Origin of the sequence: Streptomyces sp. CB02400, assembly GCF_001905725.1 — a bacterium.
Classification (GTDB): Bacteria; Actinomycetota; Actinomycetes; order Streptomycetales; family Streptomycetaceae; genus Streptomyces; species Streptomyces atrovirens.
In genome coordinates, this window is record NZ_LIWB01000002.1 from 226746 (window position 1) to 242035 (window position 15290).

Below are 15290 nucleotides of genomic sequence, written 5' to 3' on the forward strand. Positions count from 1 at the left end.
CGAACGGCCGTCGTCAGCCCGGGAGCGGCACAGGGGTCAAGGTCGCCAGACCAGCCGGTGCTCCGCCAGATGCGCCAGCACCGCGTGGTTCGCCTCCCAGCCGTCCGGGAACTTCACCAGCGTGCCCAACTGGACCGGTTCCGTGGACGGGTAGTCGTCCAACAGGTCGGTCACTCCCTCGCGGCAGACCACGATGCAGGCGTGGCGGTGGCGGGAGGCCAGGACGCACAGGCGGCCCGTCTCCAGGTGGAAGGCGGTGGCGTCGGGGCGGCCGGAAAGGGGATGGAGGACGACTGTGACGTCGTACTCCCGGCCCTGGAGCCGGTTCGCCGTGTCTACGGTCACGTCCGGCACGCCGAGTTCCGTGAGGGCCGCCCGTACCGCTGCCGCCTGGTCGCGGTGGGCGGTGCCTACGGCGATGCGGTCGGCGGTGAGGGGGGTGGGGTCCGGGGAGCGTTCGGAGGTCGCCGCTCCGCCCCGGTCCAGGAGGCGGCGGACCACCAGCGCGACCGCGTGGACCGCCTCCGGGTCCGTGCGCGGGGTGTGGCGGGCGGGGAGTTCCAGGAGGCCCCAGCCGGACTCCGCCGCCTCGTCGATCACCCGGTCCGGGGCCGAACCGTCCGACGGGACGGAGAAGGTGAGCCCGCGGTCGCCGTGGTTCGTGCCGCTGCGGAACGGGGTGTACGGGTAGAAGGCGTCCGACACCAAGGGCGCCGCCGATGCGGGGAGGCGCCAGGAGACCGGGAGGCGGTGCTGCGGCAGTTCCGGGTTGTGGGCGAGCAGGGTGGAGACCGCCGACGCGGACGGGTCGTACGACAGGCCCGCCCACTGCTCGCCGCCCACGATGGAGAACGGGTCCAACTGGCCCGGGTCGCCGACGAACAGCGCCCGCTCGAACAGTCCCGCCACCGCGAGCAGCGCGTCCGAGCGCATCTGGTACGCCTCGTCGACGATCGCGTGCTCCCACGGTTCGACGCCCTTGACGTGCGCCCACTTCGCCGCTGTGGAGATGACGACGTCCAGGCCGGCGAGGTCGGCCGCCTTCGCCGACTTGCGGACGTTCTCCAGTGCGTCGAGCGCCTTGTCGTAGGGGTCCGTGTCGCTGCTGTGCAGTCGGCCCACCGGCAGGTCCGGGTTCTTCTCGGCGAGGCGGAGGACCAGGTCGTCGACCTGTGCGTTGGTCTGCGCCACGACCATCAGGGGGCGGCCCGCCTCCGCCAGTTCCAGCGCCGCGCGCACCACCAGCGTGGACTTGCCGGCGCCCGGCGGGGAGTCGACGACGACACCGCGCGCGGTGCCGCGCAGGGTGTCGCGGAGGATCGCGTCGGTGGCGCGGCCGGCCGCCGCGCCGGGGTCGAACACGGCCTGCCGGGCAGGGGCGGTCACAGCACGTCCTCCTCGGTCACCGGGTCGGCGGGCTCCGGTACGGCCGCCTCCTCACCGGGTGGTCCGCCATGGGTCCACGGCGTCTCCTCCGGGTCGGGCAACTTGGCCCCGCCGCGCGGTTCGTGCTCGAACAGCGTGAAGCACACGCGGTCGCCCTTCTCCGGGACCGAGCCCTCCTCCGGCTCCTTGCCCCGGCCCATCTTGTCCATGATGCGGAGGACCAACAGGCCGCCCTCCGGTCCGTCCTCGTAGCCGACGAACTCCGCCGTCTGTGGTTTCCCGCCCAGCGAGCGGTACGTCCGTACCCGCTCGCCGAGGTGCGGGCGGTCGTCCGTGCGGACGGTGACCAGTGGGCGGGGACTCGGACGCCTGCTCTCGCTGTACGCCATCACCACGTCGATCACCTCACCCGCGAACGCCTCCCCGGACAGCCGCCGGGCCGCCATCGCCAGCGGGTCGTCGAGCGCCTCCTGCGCCTCCAGCCGGGCCTGTTCCCGCTCGCGCGTGGCGAGCTTGTTCGCCGCGGTGACCGCGTCGTCGCGGCGCGGCTGTGGTGGTTCACCGGCCGCCACCCGGTCCCGGTGACCGGTGAACGACCAGCGGTCGCGCGTCCAGCGTTCCTCGACGCGCGCACCCTCCGGGAGCTCCGCCAGCAGGTCGAGGCCCCGCCACACCGCGTCCCAGGTGGGCCGCGTACGGCTCTCCACCAGCGCGCGGATCTCCCGCTCGGCCCCTGTCAGCGCGCCGAGGCGGTCGTCGGCCTCCAGACCGTCCTCCGCCGCCGCGAGCGCCGTACGGGCACGGTCGTAGCGCTCGATGGCCGGGGCGAGCAGCTTGTTGTCGAACGCCGGGTCGGTCGCCGGGCCCGCGGGCGGGCACCGCAACTGGCCGTCGGCGTCCCGCGCGAGCTCCGCCTCCTGCGCGGCATCCGCCCCCGAGCGTCCCTCGGGCGGGTCGATCCAGGCGAGCAGCGCCCCCAGGTGCTGGTCCTCCAGGGAGGACTGCCCGGTCGCCCAGTGCCGGGCCAGTACGTCGCTCATGGCCAGCAGCAGCGAGGAGCCGGGCACCCGGGCCCGCTCCCCGAAGTGCGTCAGCCACCGCCCGAGCAGCGGCACCCGGGGCGGCGCCGGGAACGGGGCCTCCGGGTCCTGCTCCGCCGTGCGCCGGAAACGCATGGACCGGCCCAGGAGTCGTACGAGGTCGATGCCGGCCCGGGACGGCACGATCAGCTGGGGCGCGTCCGCGCACAGTTCGACCTCGACCTTGACCCGCTTGCCGGTCTCCGGGTCGGTCTCGGAGCGCTCGGCGGCCTCCACGGCGTCCGCGAAACCGTCGACGTACGGCAGCACCACATCGGCCAGCTCGGCCAGGAACGCGAAGCGGAGGTCACGGTCGCGCGGCTGCGGCACCACCAGCAGCCGTGGCGCGTCCCGGTCGGTGCCCACCAGCGCGCCGAGCGGGGCGCCCGCCTCACCGGCGGTGATGAGCGGTACGAAGACCAGGGGCCGCGTCGACAGGTGCCGGTGCCGGACGGTGGCGGCGGGCTGGGCGCGGCCGGTGCTGACGGCCTCCAGACGGGCGAGGGTGGCGATCAGGGACAAGGAGCCACCTCCAGGAGGGCCGCCGTCTCCAGTGCCTCCGCGCGCAGGGCCGCCGCCCTGCGCAGTGCCGCCACCGCCGGATCGTCGGGGTCACCGGCCTCTCCGCGAGCCGCCGCCAGCACGTCCCCGACCGTCGTCAGACCGCCCAGCTCCGCCCGTACCGGACGGCCCAGGCGGGTCACCGCGTCCTGCGCGCGGGAACGGTCCCGGCAGTGGAAGGCCAGCTCGCACGCGGACAGGCACTCCGGCGCGTAGGTCGCCGGGACCGCCTCCACGGCCTGGGTCAGTCGCTCGGCGGGCAGCTCCGGCGAGAAGCACGTGCCCTCGGGGAGCGTGTCGGCGATCTCCTCGATCCTGGTGAGCCGGTCGAGCTGACGGGCGGTCACCGCGCGCTGCTTGCGCACGTCCACGGCGGACGCGGTCGGCAGGTTGGAGAAGTCCTTCGGGCACACCAGCAGGATCCGGTGGCGTACGCGCGGGGCCGGATCCAGCCGCGCGGCCACCCGCTCCAGGGCCAGCACGTACACCGCCGCCTGACGTGCCGCCGCGCCGACCTTCGCCGGGTCCGCGGCGCCGTCCAGCATCGGGAAGGACTTGATCTCCACGACCGTCCAACTGCCGTCCGGGTGCACCACCACCGCGTCCGGCTCCAGGAAGGCGGGGGAGCCCGCGACCTCGAGGGCGAGCATCGGGTGGTCGAGCAGCGTCCACGCGCCGGGCGCCTCGGTGGCCTCGCGCAGCGCCAGCTCCGTACGGGCCGTGCGGCCCCGCGGACCCTGGGCGGTCAGATCGGGCACGCGCGCGTCGGCGGGCGGTTCGGCCGCGCGGTCCAGCTTCTCGTAGGCGAGACGCAGCAGTTCCGTACCGCCGTCCGCCTTGACCTTCGCCTCGAACGCGTTGCCCCGCACGAACGCGAACTGGGACTGGCCGAAGACCGACGGCGAGCCCAACGCGTCGGCCAGCACCGCCTTGTTCACCCCGGCGCCGTCGAGGATCGCGCGCCGTCTGCAGCCCGGGTTGGCGGCGAGGGCGGCCAGGGCGCGTGCGTCCAGCGCCTTGGCCGGGACCTCCGGGCCGCGCAGCTCAGCGAGCCGGTGCCGGAGCGCCTTCTCCCGCGTCCGAGGGGGAGGCACCCGGTTCGGTTCCTGTTCCGTACCGTGGCTCGGGGTGCCGCTGCCGTGGAATTCGCTCACCCGCGGAAGTCTGGCATCCGGCACTGACATTCGGGGAACCCGCGGCGGGGGAGTCCGCCGGGGCCGCCGCGGTGCGGGGCAGGAAGCGGGTCCTCGCCCGGTCCGCGTACCGCGTCACGACCGGGGCCAGCAGCAGGCCGGCGCCCATGACGGCGGCGCCCGCGGCGGCGTCGAGGAAGTAGTGGTTCGCGGTGCCCATCACCACGATCGTGGTCACCAGCGGGTAGACGACGGCGGCCGTCTTCGTCAGGCGCGTGCGCCCGTACCGCCAGAGGATCACTCCGCACCACAGCGCCCAGCCCACGTGCAGGCTCGGCATCGCCGCGTACTGGTTCGTCATCCCGCCGAGCCCGCGCGGGGCGCTCGCCTCGCCGCCCCACCAGCCGTACGAGCTGTAGTGCGCCATCGTGTCGACGAAGCCGTGGCTCGCGTCGAGCAGCCGGGGCGGGCAGGTGGGCAGCAGGGTGAAGCCGATCAGGCCGATGAAGGTGGACGTCATCAGCCAGGTGCGGGCGGCGCGGTAGCGCACCGCGTGGGAGCGGAACAGCCAGACCAGGATCGCCGGGGTCACCAGGTAGTGCAGCGACGCGTACCAGAAGTCGGCGGGTATGCCGAGCCACGGCTCACGGGTGAAGAGACGGTTCAGCGGGTGCTCGGCGTTGAGGTACAGCGCCTTCTCGACGCGCAGGATCGCCAGGCCGTGGTCGACGGCGTCGGAGACGTCGCCGCGGACGACCAGCCGGCCCGCCGAGTAGCAGGCGTACACCAGGAGGATGAGCGGCAGCTCCCTCCACCAGCGCAGCCGGGTCGCCGGGGCAGCCTCGGTGCCTGGTGTCTCGGTGTGCGGCATCCGATCGCTCCCCCTTTGTTCTCGCGCGGCGCTCCGTTCAGCGGCCAGCCACTCTACGGTGTGCGCGCGTCCCCCGTGACACGCCCTCGGCCCTGAGAGACGCATGGATCGCCCCCCGGGTTGCCCGCGACCAGGGTGCGCGATGATGGGGGAGTTCCGCCTGCGAATTTTCACCCGGAAGGTCTCCCATGGCACCGCGCATCCTGCTGGCCCGGCACGGACAGACCGAGTGGTCGCTGTCCGGCAAGCACACCGGCAGGACCGATGTGCCGCTCCTGGAGGAGGGCCGGCGGGGCGCCAAGCTGCTCGGCGAGCGGCTGCACCGGGCGCCGTACGAGGGACTGCCCGGTGTCGAGGTGCGTACCAGTCCGCTGGTCCGTGCGCGGGAGACGTGTGAGCTGGCCGGGTTCGGTGACCGCGCGGAGAACTGGGACGCGCTCATGGAGTGGGACTACGGGGCGTACGAGGGGATGACGCCGGCGGAGATACAGGCGGTGCGGCCCGGGTGGCTGATCTGGCGGGACGGGGTCCCGGAGGGGGAGACCCTGGCGGAGGTGACGGCGCGTGCGGACGAGGTGGTGGCCTGGGCCCGGTCCGCCGACCGTGACGTGCTGGTCTTCGCGCACGGGCACATGCTTCGTTCCATCGGTGCGCGGTGGCTCGGTCTGCCGATCGGTTTCGCGGCCCGTATCCGGTTGAATCCGACCTCCCTGTCGGTGCTGGGGTGGGCGTACGGCGAGCCGGCTGTGGAGTCCTGGAACGAGACGGGGCATCTGGCGGCTGCGTGACGCCCGGTCCGCTGGTCGCGTGGTCCGGTGCTCGTGGGGTGCCCTGTGCGGGGGCCGGGCGGGGGTGGGTCGCGCTGCCCGGCGCTTGCGGGGTGCCGCTGCGCCCACCCGTGCCGCCCCAGCGGCACGATTGCCCGCAGATGCGGGGGTGGGACGCCGCCCCAGCGGCACGACTGCCCGCGGCTGCGGGGGTGGGACGCCGTCTCAGCGGCATGATCGCCCGTGGTCGGGCGTCGGACCGTTCACACCGCGCGGGGGAATGATTCGTGGCGGTCCAGGAAGGCTGATACGCCTGATGCCCGGCGGTGGGGGAGCAGTACGCGGGATGTGCCTGCCAGCATGGTGCGGACCCGGGACGACTGGACCTCGGTCAGTAGGTCCAGTACCTGCATTCCGGCTTCCGCCGCCTCGTCCGGGCGGCCCCCGCGGGCCAGGTCGTCCGCCAGCTCCGCCGTGTACAACGCGATGTTGCGGGTGAAGTGCGGGTCCTGGAGCTCCGCGGCCCGCCGTGCGTGCCTGGCCGCGCGCGGCCAGTCGCCCAGCGTCGACCAGCACTGCGCCTCCAGGCCCTCCAGTTCGGCCTCCCCGTAGAAGCTCATCCACTCCGGGTCCGCCTCCGACGGCCCGCGCTCGAAGTACGCCCCCGCCCGGGCCAGCGCCTGCTCGCAGCCCGTGCGGTCGGCGAGCCCCGCCCAGCCGCCCGCCTCCCGCAGCGCCAGCAGCGACATCAGCCGCGGGGAGCCGAGCGGGCGTGCGGCCCGCTGCGCGGCCTGCGCCGCCCGTACCGCCTCCCGGGGCCGGCCCGCGTCCCGCGCGAGGAACGCCGTATTGCAGAAGGCGTGCGCCTCCACACCCGGATCCCCGGTCACCCGCGCGGTCGCCAGCGCCTCCGCGTAGTGCGAGCGCGCGTCGTCGAAGCGGCCCGAGTCGTGCGCCAGCCAGCCCACCGAGATGGCCAGCTCTCCGGCGCCCGAGTACAGCCGGTCCGCCGTCCGCTGCCGGGTCGTCCCCGCGTCCAGCAGCGCGTAGGCGGCACGCAAGGGTGCCGCCGCGCGGCGGTACAGCCCGTCCGCCCCGTGCCGGTCGTCCAGCAGCCGGATGCGGCGGACGGCCTCCTCCAGGGCGCCCGCGTCGCTCGCCCCCGCGCGGCGCACGGCGCGCTGTGGCGCCGAGGCGTCGGAGGCGAACCCGTACGGGCTCAGCGAGGCGGAGGCCACTGTGGCGCCCCCGCCGGTCATGAATGCGCGACGCAGCACGTCGCTCTCCTCGTGGTCGTGCGTGTCGTACGTGTCGTACCGGTCCTGCGTCTCATACGGCTCGTACGCCCCGCTGTTCTCAGTCGTGGCGTTCGCCGGGTTCTCGGTGTGGGCCGGGGGCGTGTCCCCGGCGGTCCGCGCTCCGCGCCCGCGCACCGACGAGCGGGGCGCGAAGCCCAGGTCGGTCAGCGTGCGGCCGGGGAACATGTGCAGGAACACCCGTTCATAGGCGTAGTTGGGGCAGCGGATCTCGCCCGCCTCCACCCGGTGCACGTACCGCGCGTCACAGCTGACCCGCTCGCCGATCTCGCGGGCGGCCCGCCGGACCACCGCGGCGAACTCGGCCGGCGAACGCGGTCCGCGCAGTTGCCGGAAGACGAGGTTCGGCCGCGGGGGCCGATGGGGCTGGGACGAGGGCACCGTTGACGACGCCATGGCCGGGTCCTCTCTGCGAACCGTCGAACCATGCCGGAATCGGGGCGTTTTGTGCGTGTGCTGCCCTGTTTCCGGCGGGCTAGAACGTACCTGTTGTGACGGAGTCACTACGCGGAGTTTGGCAACAATCCGGATATGTCATCCGTGATCTGCCATGAACTGCCATCCTTTGCGGCGGACTTTCGTCGTAGCCGTTGACGTCGCGGCTCGTTGGGTCCTGTGTACCGGGGGCCCTATGCGTGCGGTGGAGGCCGGGATGGCGACCAGTCGGAGCAAGGATTCTTTAGAGCTGCCGGAGCTGACAGGGCCGGCAGAGCTGCCTGAGCTGCCGAGTGCGGACTGTGACGTGGTCACGGTTCCGGCGCGGCAGGGTCTGGAGGCGGTCGACATCCTGCGGCGGGTGGTGGGGGACGCGGTGGGGCCGGTGCTGCATGACGGTGGGTGCGGCACGTTGGGGTTTCTGGTGCCTCCGGGGACGGCTGAGGGCTGGGATGTGCCGGGGAGTGTCTGTACGGAGACGGACGGCTGTGGGTTGAGGCTGGCGCCGGAGCCGGTGGGGGAGGGGGCGGACTGGTTGCTGCCGCCGGGGGAGGTGGAGCCGGCGACGGACCCCGTGGCGCTTCGGGAGGCGCTGGACGAGGCCCAGCGGATGATCGAGGCTGCGGACGGGTGTGTGTGAGGTTCGGGTCCGGGGAGGGCTTTCGCCCCCGCCGCCCTCACCCGTCCCATCCCGGGGGGCGCTGCCCCCCGGACCCCCGCTCCTCAAACGCCGGAGGGGCTGAAATCATGGGTGAATGGGAAGGGCCAGGAACAGTGGGCGTAAACAGGTAGCCGTCGAGGGTGTTGTCGAGCAGGTCGACGGTGGGGTTGCCCGGCTTGTTCCGGACCGGGAGCGGGTGCGGGGCTGGACGTTGTTGATCGACGGGGCGCCGCAGTCGCACGTCGATCTCGACGACCCGGCGTGTCTGTCCTTCGAGTACCAGCGCCGGTTCGGCCATGTCGTCGATCTCGTCGCCCCGCCCGGCAAGCCCCTGCAGGCCGTGCACCTCGGCGGTGGTGCCTTCACCCTCGCCCGGTACGTCGCCGCCACCCGGCCCCGCTCCACCCAGCAGGTCGTCGAACGGGACGCGGCGCTGGTGCGACTGGTCCGGCGGGAGCTGCCGTTGGACCCGAAGGCCCGCATCCGGGTGCGTTCGGTGGACGCCCGTGAAGGGCTCGCCAAGGTGCCGGACGGCTGGGCCGGACTCGTCGTCGCCGACGTCTTCAGCGGGGCCCGCACCCCCGCCCACCTCACCTCGACCGAGTTCCTCGACGACGTCCGCAGGGCCCTCGCCCCCGGCGGGGTCTACGCCGCCAACCTCGCCGACGGGCCGCCCCTCGCGCATCTGCGCGGTCAGATCGCCACCGCCGCCGCCCGGTTCGCCGAACTCGCGCTGATCGCCGATCCCGCGGTGCTGCGCGGCAAACGCTTCGGCAACGCCGTCCTGGTCGCCTCCGACGCGCCCCTGCCGATCGCCGAGCTGACCCGCCGGGCCGCCTCCGACCCGCATCCGGGCCGCGTCCAGCACGGCAGGGACCTCATCGACTTCACCGGCGGGGCCACCCCCGTGACGGACCGGGCGGCGGTCGCCTCGCCGGCGCCACCCGCGTCCGTGTTCGGGTGACCGGGCCGGTCGGCGCGTACGGGCCCCGGGGCGGTCGTGTCATCGGTGCCGCGTGCGCCTGCGGTCCGGTGACGGGGCAGGTGCGCACGGGGCAGGGACCACCCCTCCGCGTCACCCGTGACGGAACCCCTCAGTACGTACCGATCTCCACCCGCGGCGGACCGTCGTGCCAGGTGCAGAAGACCGACACCCGGTCCGCGCCCGAGGTGAACTCCACCCGGATCCACGACTCCGTCTTCCACACCTGCATCGACCAGCCGGCCCCCGGTGTCGCCGACACCAGCGACGCGGAGGTCTCGCCGAGGTCGAACACCGCCCGGCCGCCCTTGGTGTCGTAGCCCTTCACCCGGCCGGAGGCGGCCGGGGCGGCGGGGGAGGGCGGGGGCGTGGTGGTCCGGGACGGGTCCGGATCCGGTTCGGGGGACGACGTCCCGTCGGGCTTCGCCGACGGCTTCCGCGTCTCCTCGGGTTTCTCCGAACGCCGCTCCGCCTCCGACGGCCGCCGCGTCGAGGACGACACCGCCTGCGACTCCCCGTCGGCCGCCGTGATGGGCAGGGCGCGGGGCGGGTCGTAGGCGGTGCCCTCCATCACCGTGCTGACACCCCACCACGACAGCGTGACCGCCGCGCCCGTGGCGAGCAGCCAGGCCAGTACGTGTACGAATCCTCTGCGCATCGTCGGGCCATACTGCCCCATCCGTCTCAGGAGTGTCGCGCCCGCGGAGGTGTCCGGAGTTGTCCACAGGCCCGCACCCGGCCCGCCCGGCATGGCGTACGGTGCGGCGCATGGCAAGTGTTCTCGTGGTCGAGGACGACCAGTTCGTCCGCTCGGCGCTCATCCGGCAGCTCACCGACGCCTCGCACACCGTGCGCAGCGTGGGCACGGCGCTGGAGGCGCTGCGCGAGGTCGCCCACCACCGTTTCGACGTGGTCGTCCTGGACCTCGGACTGCCCGATCTCGACGGCTCCGAGGCCCTGAAGATGCTGCGCGGCATCACCGACGTACCGGTGATCATCGCGACCGCCCGGGACGACGAGGCCGAGATCGTACGGCTGCTCAACGCCGGCGCGGACGACTACCTGACCAAGCCCTTCTCGGTGGAGCACCTCTCGGCCCGGATGGCGGCCGTGCTGCGCCGGGCCCGGGCCGGCGGAGGGGAGGCGGCGCCCTCCCCGGTCATCCGGGTCGGCGGCCTGACCGTCGACCCGCTGCGCCGCCAGGCCGAACTGGACGGCGTACGGCTCGACCTGACCCGGCGCGAGTTCGACCTGCTCGCCTTCCTCGCCGGACGGCCCGGCGTGGTCGTCCCCCGCAAGGAGCTGCTCGCCGAGGTGTGGCAGCAGTCCTACGGCGACGACCAGACCATCGACGTCCATCTGTCCTGGCTGCGCCGGAAGCTGGGCGAGACCGCCGCCCGTCCCCGCTATCTGCACACCCTGCGGGGCGTCGGCGTGAAGCTGGAGCCCCCGGCCGCGCAGGCGCCGCACATGCCGCACACGCCCGGAGCGGAGCCGCCGCGATGAGATGGGCCCTGGTGAAGGTGTCGCTGGCGGTGACCGCGATGGTCGTGGTCGCCTTCGCGGTGCCGCTCGGTCTGGTCATCCGGGAGATGGCCAGCGACCGCGCCTTCTCCAACGCCGAGCGGGAGGCGGCGGCCGTCGCCCCCGCGCTGTCCATCACCACCGACCGCGACCAGCTCGAACGCGTCTTCGCCTCCGCCGGTTCCGACGCCGCGATGGCCGTGCACATCCCGGCCGGCGACGGCAGCGAAGCCCTCGACATGGGGCAGCGGCGGGCCACCGAGGAGGACATCGCGGCCGTACGGGAACTGGGGCGTGTCTCCACCTCCCCCGTGACCGGCGGTTCGGCCCTGCTCCAGCCGGTCGCGCTGAGCAGCGGCGAGATCGCCGTCGTCGAGGTGTTCGTCCCCGAGTCCGAGGTCACCAACGGCGTCGGCACGGCCTGGGCGGTGCTCGCCGGGGTCGGGATCGCGCTGATCCTCGGCTCGGTCGCGGTCGCCGACCGGCTGGGCGTACGGATGGTGCGGCCCGCGCAGCGGCTGGTGGAGGGGGCGCACGAACTGGGGGAGGGGAAGCTGGGGGCCCGGGTGCCCGAGGACGGGCCGACCGAACTGCGGCTGGCGGCCGTGGCGTTCAACTCCATGGCCGACCAGGTGGTCCAACTGCTCGCCAACGAGCGCGAACTGGCCGCCGACCTGTCCCACCGGCTGCGTACGCCGCTGACCGTGCTGCGGCTCAACGCCGCCTCCCTCGGCGACGGTCCGGCCGCCGAGCAGACCCGGGCGGCGGTCGAGCAGCTGGAGCGGGAGGTGGACACCATCATCCGCACCGCCCGCGACGCCAAGCCGCAGACGGCCGCCGCCGGACCCGGCGCCGGATGCGACGCGGCCGAAGTGGTGCGGGAGCGGATGGCGTTCTGGTCGGCGCTCGCCGAGGACGAGGGACGTAAATGGCGGGTGGCCGGCGCCGACCGGCCGGTGCGCATACCCGTGGCCCGCACCGATCTGGCCGCCTCCCTCGACGCGCTGCTCGGAAACGTCTTCCGGCACACCGCCGAGGGCACCGCGTTCGCGGTCGACGTGCACAACGGCGAGGACGCGGTGATCGTGCTGGTCTCCGACGCGGGCCCCGGCATACCCGACCCCGAGGCGGCGATGGCCCGCGGCCGGGGCTCCGGCAGCGACGGCTCCACCGGGCTCGGCCTGGACATCGTGCGCCGGCTGGCGGAGTCGACCGGCGGGGACGTACGGATCGGCTCGTCCGTGCTCGGCGGGACCGAGGTGCGGATCTGGATCCAGCTCGACGGACGCGAGCGGGAACCCCGGCGGCGCGGGCACCGGGGGACCGTGCGCCGCCGTCGCGGACCGGGCCGGCTGGTGGCCTCCTTTAACCGTCCCCGATCCCTCCCTTAAGCGGACCCTAAGATCGTCGACGGCCTCCCGGATCAGGAACTTTGTCCGAATCCGGCTCGCTAGCGTGCTGCCGCACACCCCCCGAACGGCAACGAAGGCAGGCACGCGATGAGCACGCACCGGCGCAGGATCAGCGGCAGGAACAAGGCGATCGGCGCGGTGACCGCCGCGGCCGTGGCGGGCGGCGGCGCGTTCCTGTTCACCAGCACCGCCCAGGCGGCCGGTGTCGGCGCGGCCTACACCAGGACCAGCGAGTGGTCGACCGGGTACACCGCCCAGTACGTCGTGACCAACGACAGCGGCGAGCGGAACCAGGACTGGAAGCTGGAGTTCGACCTGCCCGCCGGCACCGAACTCGGCTCGCTGTGGAACGCCGAGTCCAGTGTGAGCGGCCGGCACGTCACCGTGCGGTCGGCCAAGTGGGACACCGACGGCCTGGCCGCCGGCGAGTCCGTCACCGTCGGCTTCGTCGCCAAGGGCACCGGCGACCCGACCGGCTGCCTGGTCGACGGCACCGAGTGCGGCACGGACACCGCGCCCACGCCCGAACCCAGCGGCCGTCCCACCGACGCCCCCACCCCCACCACCCGGCCGACCCCCACCGAGGAACCGACGCGGACCGAGGAGCCGACCGCCGAGCCCACCGAGAGCACCGGCACCGGCAACGGCACCGACGCGGGCTTCGCGCCCTACGTCGACACCTCCCTCTTCCCCGCCTTCGACCTGGTCGCGAGCGCCGAGGCGACCGGAGTGAAGAACTACAACCTCGCCTTCATCACCGACGGCGGCGGCTGCACCCCCAAGTGGGGCGGCGTCAGCGACCTCGGCGGCAACGCCGTGGCCGGCCAGATCGGCGCGCTGCGCGCCAAGGGCGGCGACGTCCGGGTCTCCTTCGGCGGCGCGGCCGGCTCCGAACTCGGCACCACCTGCGCCTCGGCGGACGCGCTGGCCGCCGCCTACACCAAGGTCGTCGACACCTACCGGCTCACCAAGGTCGACTTCGACGTCGAGGGCGGCGCCCTGCCCAATGCGGCGGCCAACACCCGCCGCGCCCAGGCGATCGCCGGGCTCCAGAAGGCCCACCCGGACCTGGACGTCTCCTTCACCCTCCCGGTGATGCCGGAGGGCCTCACCCAGGACGGCGTGAACCTGCTCGCCGACGCCAAGAAGAACGGCGTACGGATCGACGCCGTCAACATCATGGCGATGGACTACGGACCGGCGTACAGCGGCGACATGGGCACCTACGCCGAGCAGGCCGCCACCGCCACCCAGGCCCAGATCAAGGGCGTCCTCGGGCTGAGCGACGCCGACGCCTGGAAGACGGTCGCCGTCACCCCCATGATCGGCGTCAACGACGTCGTCACCGAGGTCTTCAAGGTCGACGACGCCACCCAGCTCGTGGACTTCGCCGAGTCCAAGGGCCTCGGCTGGCTGTCCATGTGGTCCGGCACCCGTGACCAGCAGTGCGCCGGCGGCACCAAGCCGGCCGCCGACCCCACCTGCAGCTCGATCCTCCAGGACGAGTTCGCCTTCTCGAAGGCGTTCGCCGCCTACAAGTAACCCGCTCGAAGCGAAAAGAAACTGGGCGCGGCACTCCCCTAGGGTGCCGCGCCCCGCCCCCCGTTCTCCGCTCCCCCGTCTCCCGGAACCGGAGTTCGGTCAGATGCCCTCCGGCTCCGGAAGCGCTCCGGCCTTCGCGGCCCGCGCGTACCACAGGGCGCTGGACTTCGGGGTCCGCTGCTGGGTCACGTAGTCGACGTAGACCGCGCCGAAGCGCTTGTCGTAGCCGTACGCCCACTCGAAGTTGTCCATCAGGGACCACAGGTAGTAGCCGCGCACGTCCGCGCCGTCGGCGATGGCCCGGCGCACCGCCGAGAGGTGGCCGTGCAGGTAGGCGACGCGGTCCGGGTCGTGCACCTTGCCGTCGGCGTCCGGCTTGTCGTCGAAGGCCGCGCCGTTCTCGGTGATGTAGATCGGCAGTCCGGGCGCCTCGCGGTTGTAGCGCATGATCAGCTCGTGCAGGCCCGTCGGGTCGACGGACCAGCCCATCTCGGTCTGCTCGCCCGGAGACTGGTGGAAGGCGACGTCGTCCGCGGCGGGCCACGGCGAGTGCTCGCTCGCCCCGTGGCCGTCGGCCCGCGGGCCCTTGGCGTTCGGGTCCGCCGCCGAGACCAGGGTGGGCGTGTAGTAGTTGAGGCCGAGCGCGTCCAGCGGCTGGTGGATCAGGTCCAGGTCGCCGTCCTGGATGCACGACCAGTCGGTGAGCGACGAGGTCGCCTCCAGCAGCGTCTCCGGGTAGGCGCCGTGCAGGATCGGGCCGTGGAAGATGCCGCCGGACAGGTCGTCGATCTTGCGGGCCGCCGCCACGTCCGCCGGGTCGCCCGGCGAGAGCGGCCGGACCACCGAGGTGTTGAGGCTGAGCGCGACGGAGTTGCGGGCCGGCATCACCGAGCGCAGCGCCTTGGCGCCCAGGCCGTGCGCCAGGTTCAGGTGGTGGGCGGCCTTCAGCGCGGCCGCCGGGTCGGTGCGGCCGGGGGCGTGCACACCGGAGGCGTAGCCCAGGAAGGCGCTGCACCAGGGCTCGTTGAGCGTGATCCACTGCTCCACCCGGTCGCCGAGCGCCTCGCCCACGATCTGCGCGTACTCGGCGAAGCGGTAGGCGGTGTCGCGCTCCGGCCAGCCGCCTGCGTCCTCCAGCTCCTGCGGCAGGTCCCAGTGGTAGAGGGTGATGGCCGGCTTGATGCCCTTCGCCAGCAGTTCGTCGACCAGCTTGCGGTAGAAGTCCAGACCGCGCTGCACGGCCGGACCGCGGCCGGTCGGCTGCACCCGCGACCAGGAGATGGAGAAGCGGTAGGCGTTCAGGTTGAGGTCCGCCATCAGCGCCACGTCGTCGCGGTAGCGGTGGTAGTGGTCGTTGGCGATGTCACCGGTCTCGCCGCCGGCCGTCTTGCCCGGCGTGTGGCTGAAGGTGTCCCAGATGGAAGGCGTGCGCCCGTCCTCCCGCACCGCCCCCTCGATCTGGTACGCGGAGGTCGCGGCGCCCCAGAGGAAGGCGGGAGGAAAGGTCACCGGGGTCGCCGGCGTTGCGGAGTCAGACATGGAAGCGCTCCCATAGGAGGTCGTGGAAGACCGACGAGTACGAAGAGAAGGGGGGAGGGGCCGAGGCGGCGGTGACCCGGCC

Annotated in this window: 13 protein-coding genes; 6 read left to right on the top strand and 7 right to left on the bottom strand. The window is 73.4% G+C overall.

The window, feature by feature from the left end:
• Nucleotides 1-36: 36 nt before the first annotated feature.
• The 4 genes from AMK33_RS06200 to AMK33_RS06215 are packed head-to-tail and all read right to left on the bottom strand — an operon-like array spanning nucleotide 37 to nucleotide 5030.
• Entirely contained in the window at nucleotides 37-1386 is a 1350-nt protein-coding gene (locus AMK33_RS06200) for an AAA family ATPase (RefSeq protein ID WP_073931715.1), read from the bottom strand.
• Nucleotides 1383-2987, bottom strand: a complete 1605-nt coding sequence (locus AMK33_RS06205; protein WP_073931716.1) for a hypothetical protein — start codon at nucleotides 2985-2987, stop codon at nucleotides 1383-1385. Before AMK33_RS06205 ends, AMK33_RS06200 begins: the two co-directional genes overlap by 4 nt.
• The gene (locus AMK33_RS06210) at nucleotides 2978-4120 is read right to left on the bottom strand and encodes a hypothetical protein (protein ID WP_073931717.1); all 1143 of its coding nucleotides are present in this window, start codon (nucleotides 4118-4120) and stop codon (nucleotides 2978-2980) included. Before AMK33_RS06210 ends, AMK33_RS06205 begins: the two co-directional genes overlap by 10 nt.
• On the bottom strand, nucleotides 4071-5030 hold the full coding sequence (locus tag AMK33_RS06215) for a phosphatase PAP2 family protein (protein ID WP_073931718.1): 960 nt from the start codon (nucleotides 5028-5030) through the stop codon (nucleotides 4071-4073). Before AMK33_RS06215 ends, AMK33_RS06210 begins: the two co-directional genes overlap by 50 nt.
• A gap of 188 nt (nucleotides 5031-5218) precedes the next feature.
• Here AMK33_RS06215 and AMK33_RS06220 point away from each other — a divergent pair, with 188 nt between their 5' ends.
• The gene (locus tag AMK33_RS06220; protein WP_073931719.1) at nucleotides 5219-5818 is read left to right on the top strand and encodes a histidine phosphatase family protein; all 600 of its coding nucleotides are present in this window, start codon (nucleotides 5219-5221) and stop codon (nucleotides 5816-5818) included.
• A gap of 242 nt (nucleotides 5819-6060) precedes the next feature.
• Here AMK33_RS06220 and AMK33_RS06225 read toward each other — a convergent pair whose 3' ends face one another.
• Nucleotides 6061-7509, bottom strand: a complete 1449-nt coding sequence (locus AMK33_RS06225; protein WP_073931720.1) for a hypothetical protein — start codon at nucleotides 7507-7509, stop codon at nucleotides 6061-6063.
• A gap of 256 nt (nucleotides 7510-7765) precedes the next feature.
• Here AMK33_RS06225 and AMK33_RS06230 point away from each other — a divergent pair, with 256 nt between their 5' ends.
• Together AMK33_RS06230 and AMK33_RS06235 are read left to right on the top strand one after the other, a co-directional pair.
• Nucleotides 7766-8188 carry a hypothetical protein gene (locus AMK33_RS06230; protein WP_073931721.1) on the top strand — a complete coding sequence of 141 codons (423 nt, stop codon included), beginning with the start codon at nucleotides 7766-7768 and terminating at the stop codon, nucleotides 8186-8188.
• Between the two features lie 115 nt (nucleotides 8189-8303).
• A complete protein-coding gene (locus AMK33_RS06235) occupies nucleotides 8304-9173 on the top strand; it encodes a spermidine synthase (RefSeq protein WP_073931722.1) in 870 nt (289 codons plus the stop codon).
• Between the two features lie 130 nt (nucleotides 9174-9303).
• Here AMK33_RS06235 and AMK33_RS06240 read toward each other — a convergent pair whose 3' ends face one another.
• Nucleotides 9304-9849, bottom strand: a complete 546-nt coding sequence (locus AMK33_RS06240) for a hypothetical protein (RefSeq protein ID WP_073931723.1) — start codon at nucleotides 9847-9849, stop codon at nucleotides 9304-9306.
• 110 nt (nucleotides 9850-9959) lie between these two features.
• Here AMK33_RS06240 and AMK33_RS06245 point away from each other — a divergent pair, with 110 nt between their 5' ends.
• The 3 genes from AMK33_RS06245 (at nucleotide 9960) to AMK33_RS06255 (ending at nucleotide 13669) form a co-directional block, all read left to right on the top strand.
• Nucleotides 9960-10697, top strand: a complete 738-nt coding sequence (locus AMK33_RS06245; RefSeq protein WP_201262968.1) for a response regulator transcription factor — start codon at nucleotides 9960-9962, stop codon at nucleotides 10695-10697.
• Entirely contained in the window at nucleotides 10694-12106 is a 1413-nt protein-coding gene (locus AMK33_RS06250) for a sensor histidine kinase (protein ID WP_073931725.1), read from the top strand. The genes AMK33_RS06245 and AMK33_RS06250 overlap by 4 nt, the downstream gene beginning before the upstream one ends.
• A gap of 108 nt (nucleotides 12107-12214) precedes the next feature.
• A complete protein-coding gene (locus AMK33_RS06255; RefSeq protein ID WP_073931726.1) occupies nucleotides 12215-13669 on the top strand; it encodes a glycoside hydrolase family 18 protein in 1455 nt (484 codons plus the stop codon).
• A 99-nt stretch (nucleotides 13670-13768) separates the two neighbouring features.
• Here the strand turns inward: AMK33_RS06255 and AMK33_RS06260 are convergent, their stop codons facing one another.
• Nucleotides 13769-15208 (bottom strand): GH1 family beta-glucosidase, encoded by a 1440-nt coding sequence (locus tag AMK33_RS06260; RefSeq protein ID WP_073931727.1) that lies wholly within the window; start codon nucleotides 15206-15208, stop codon nucleotides 13769-13771.
• Nucleotides 15209-15290: the final 82 nt, after the last annotated feature.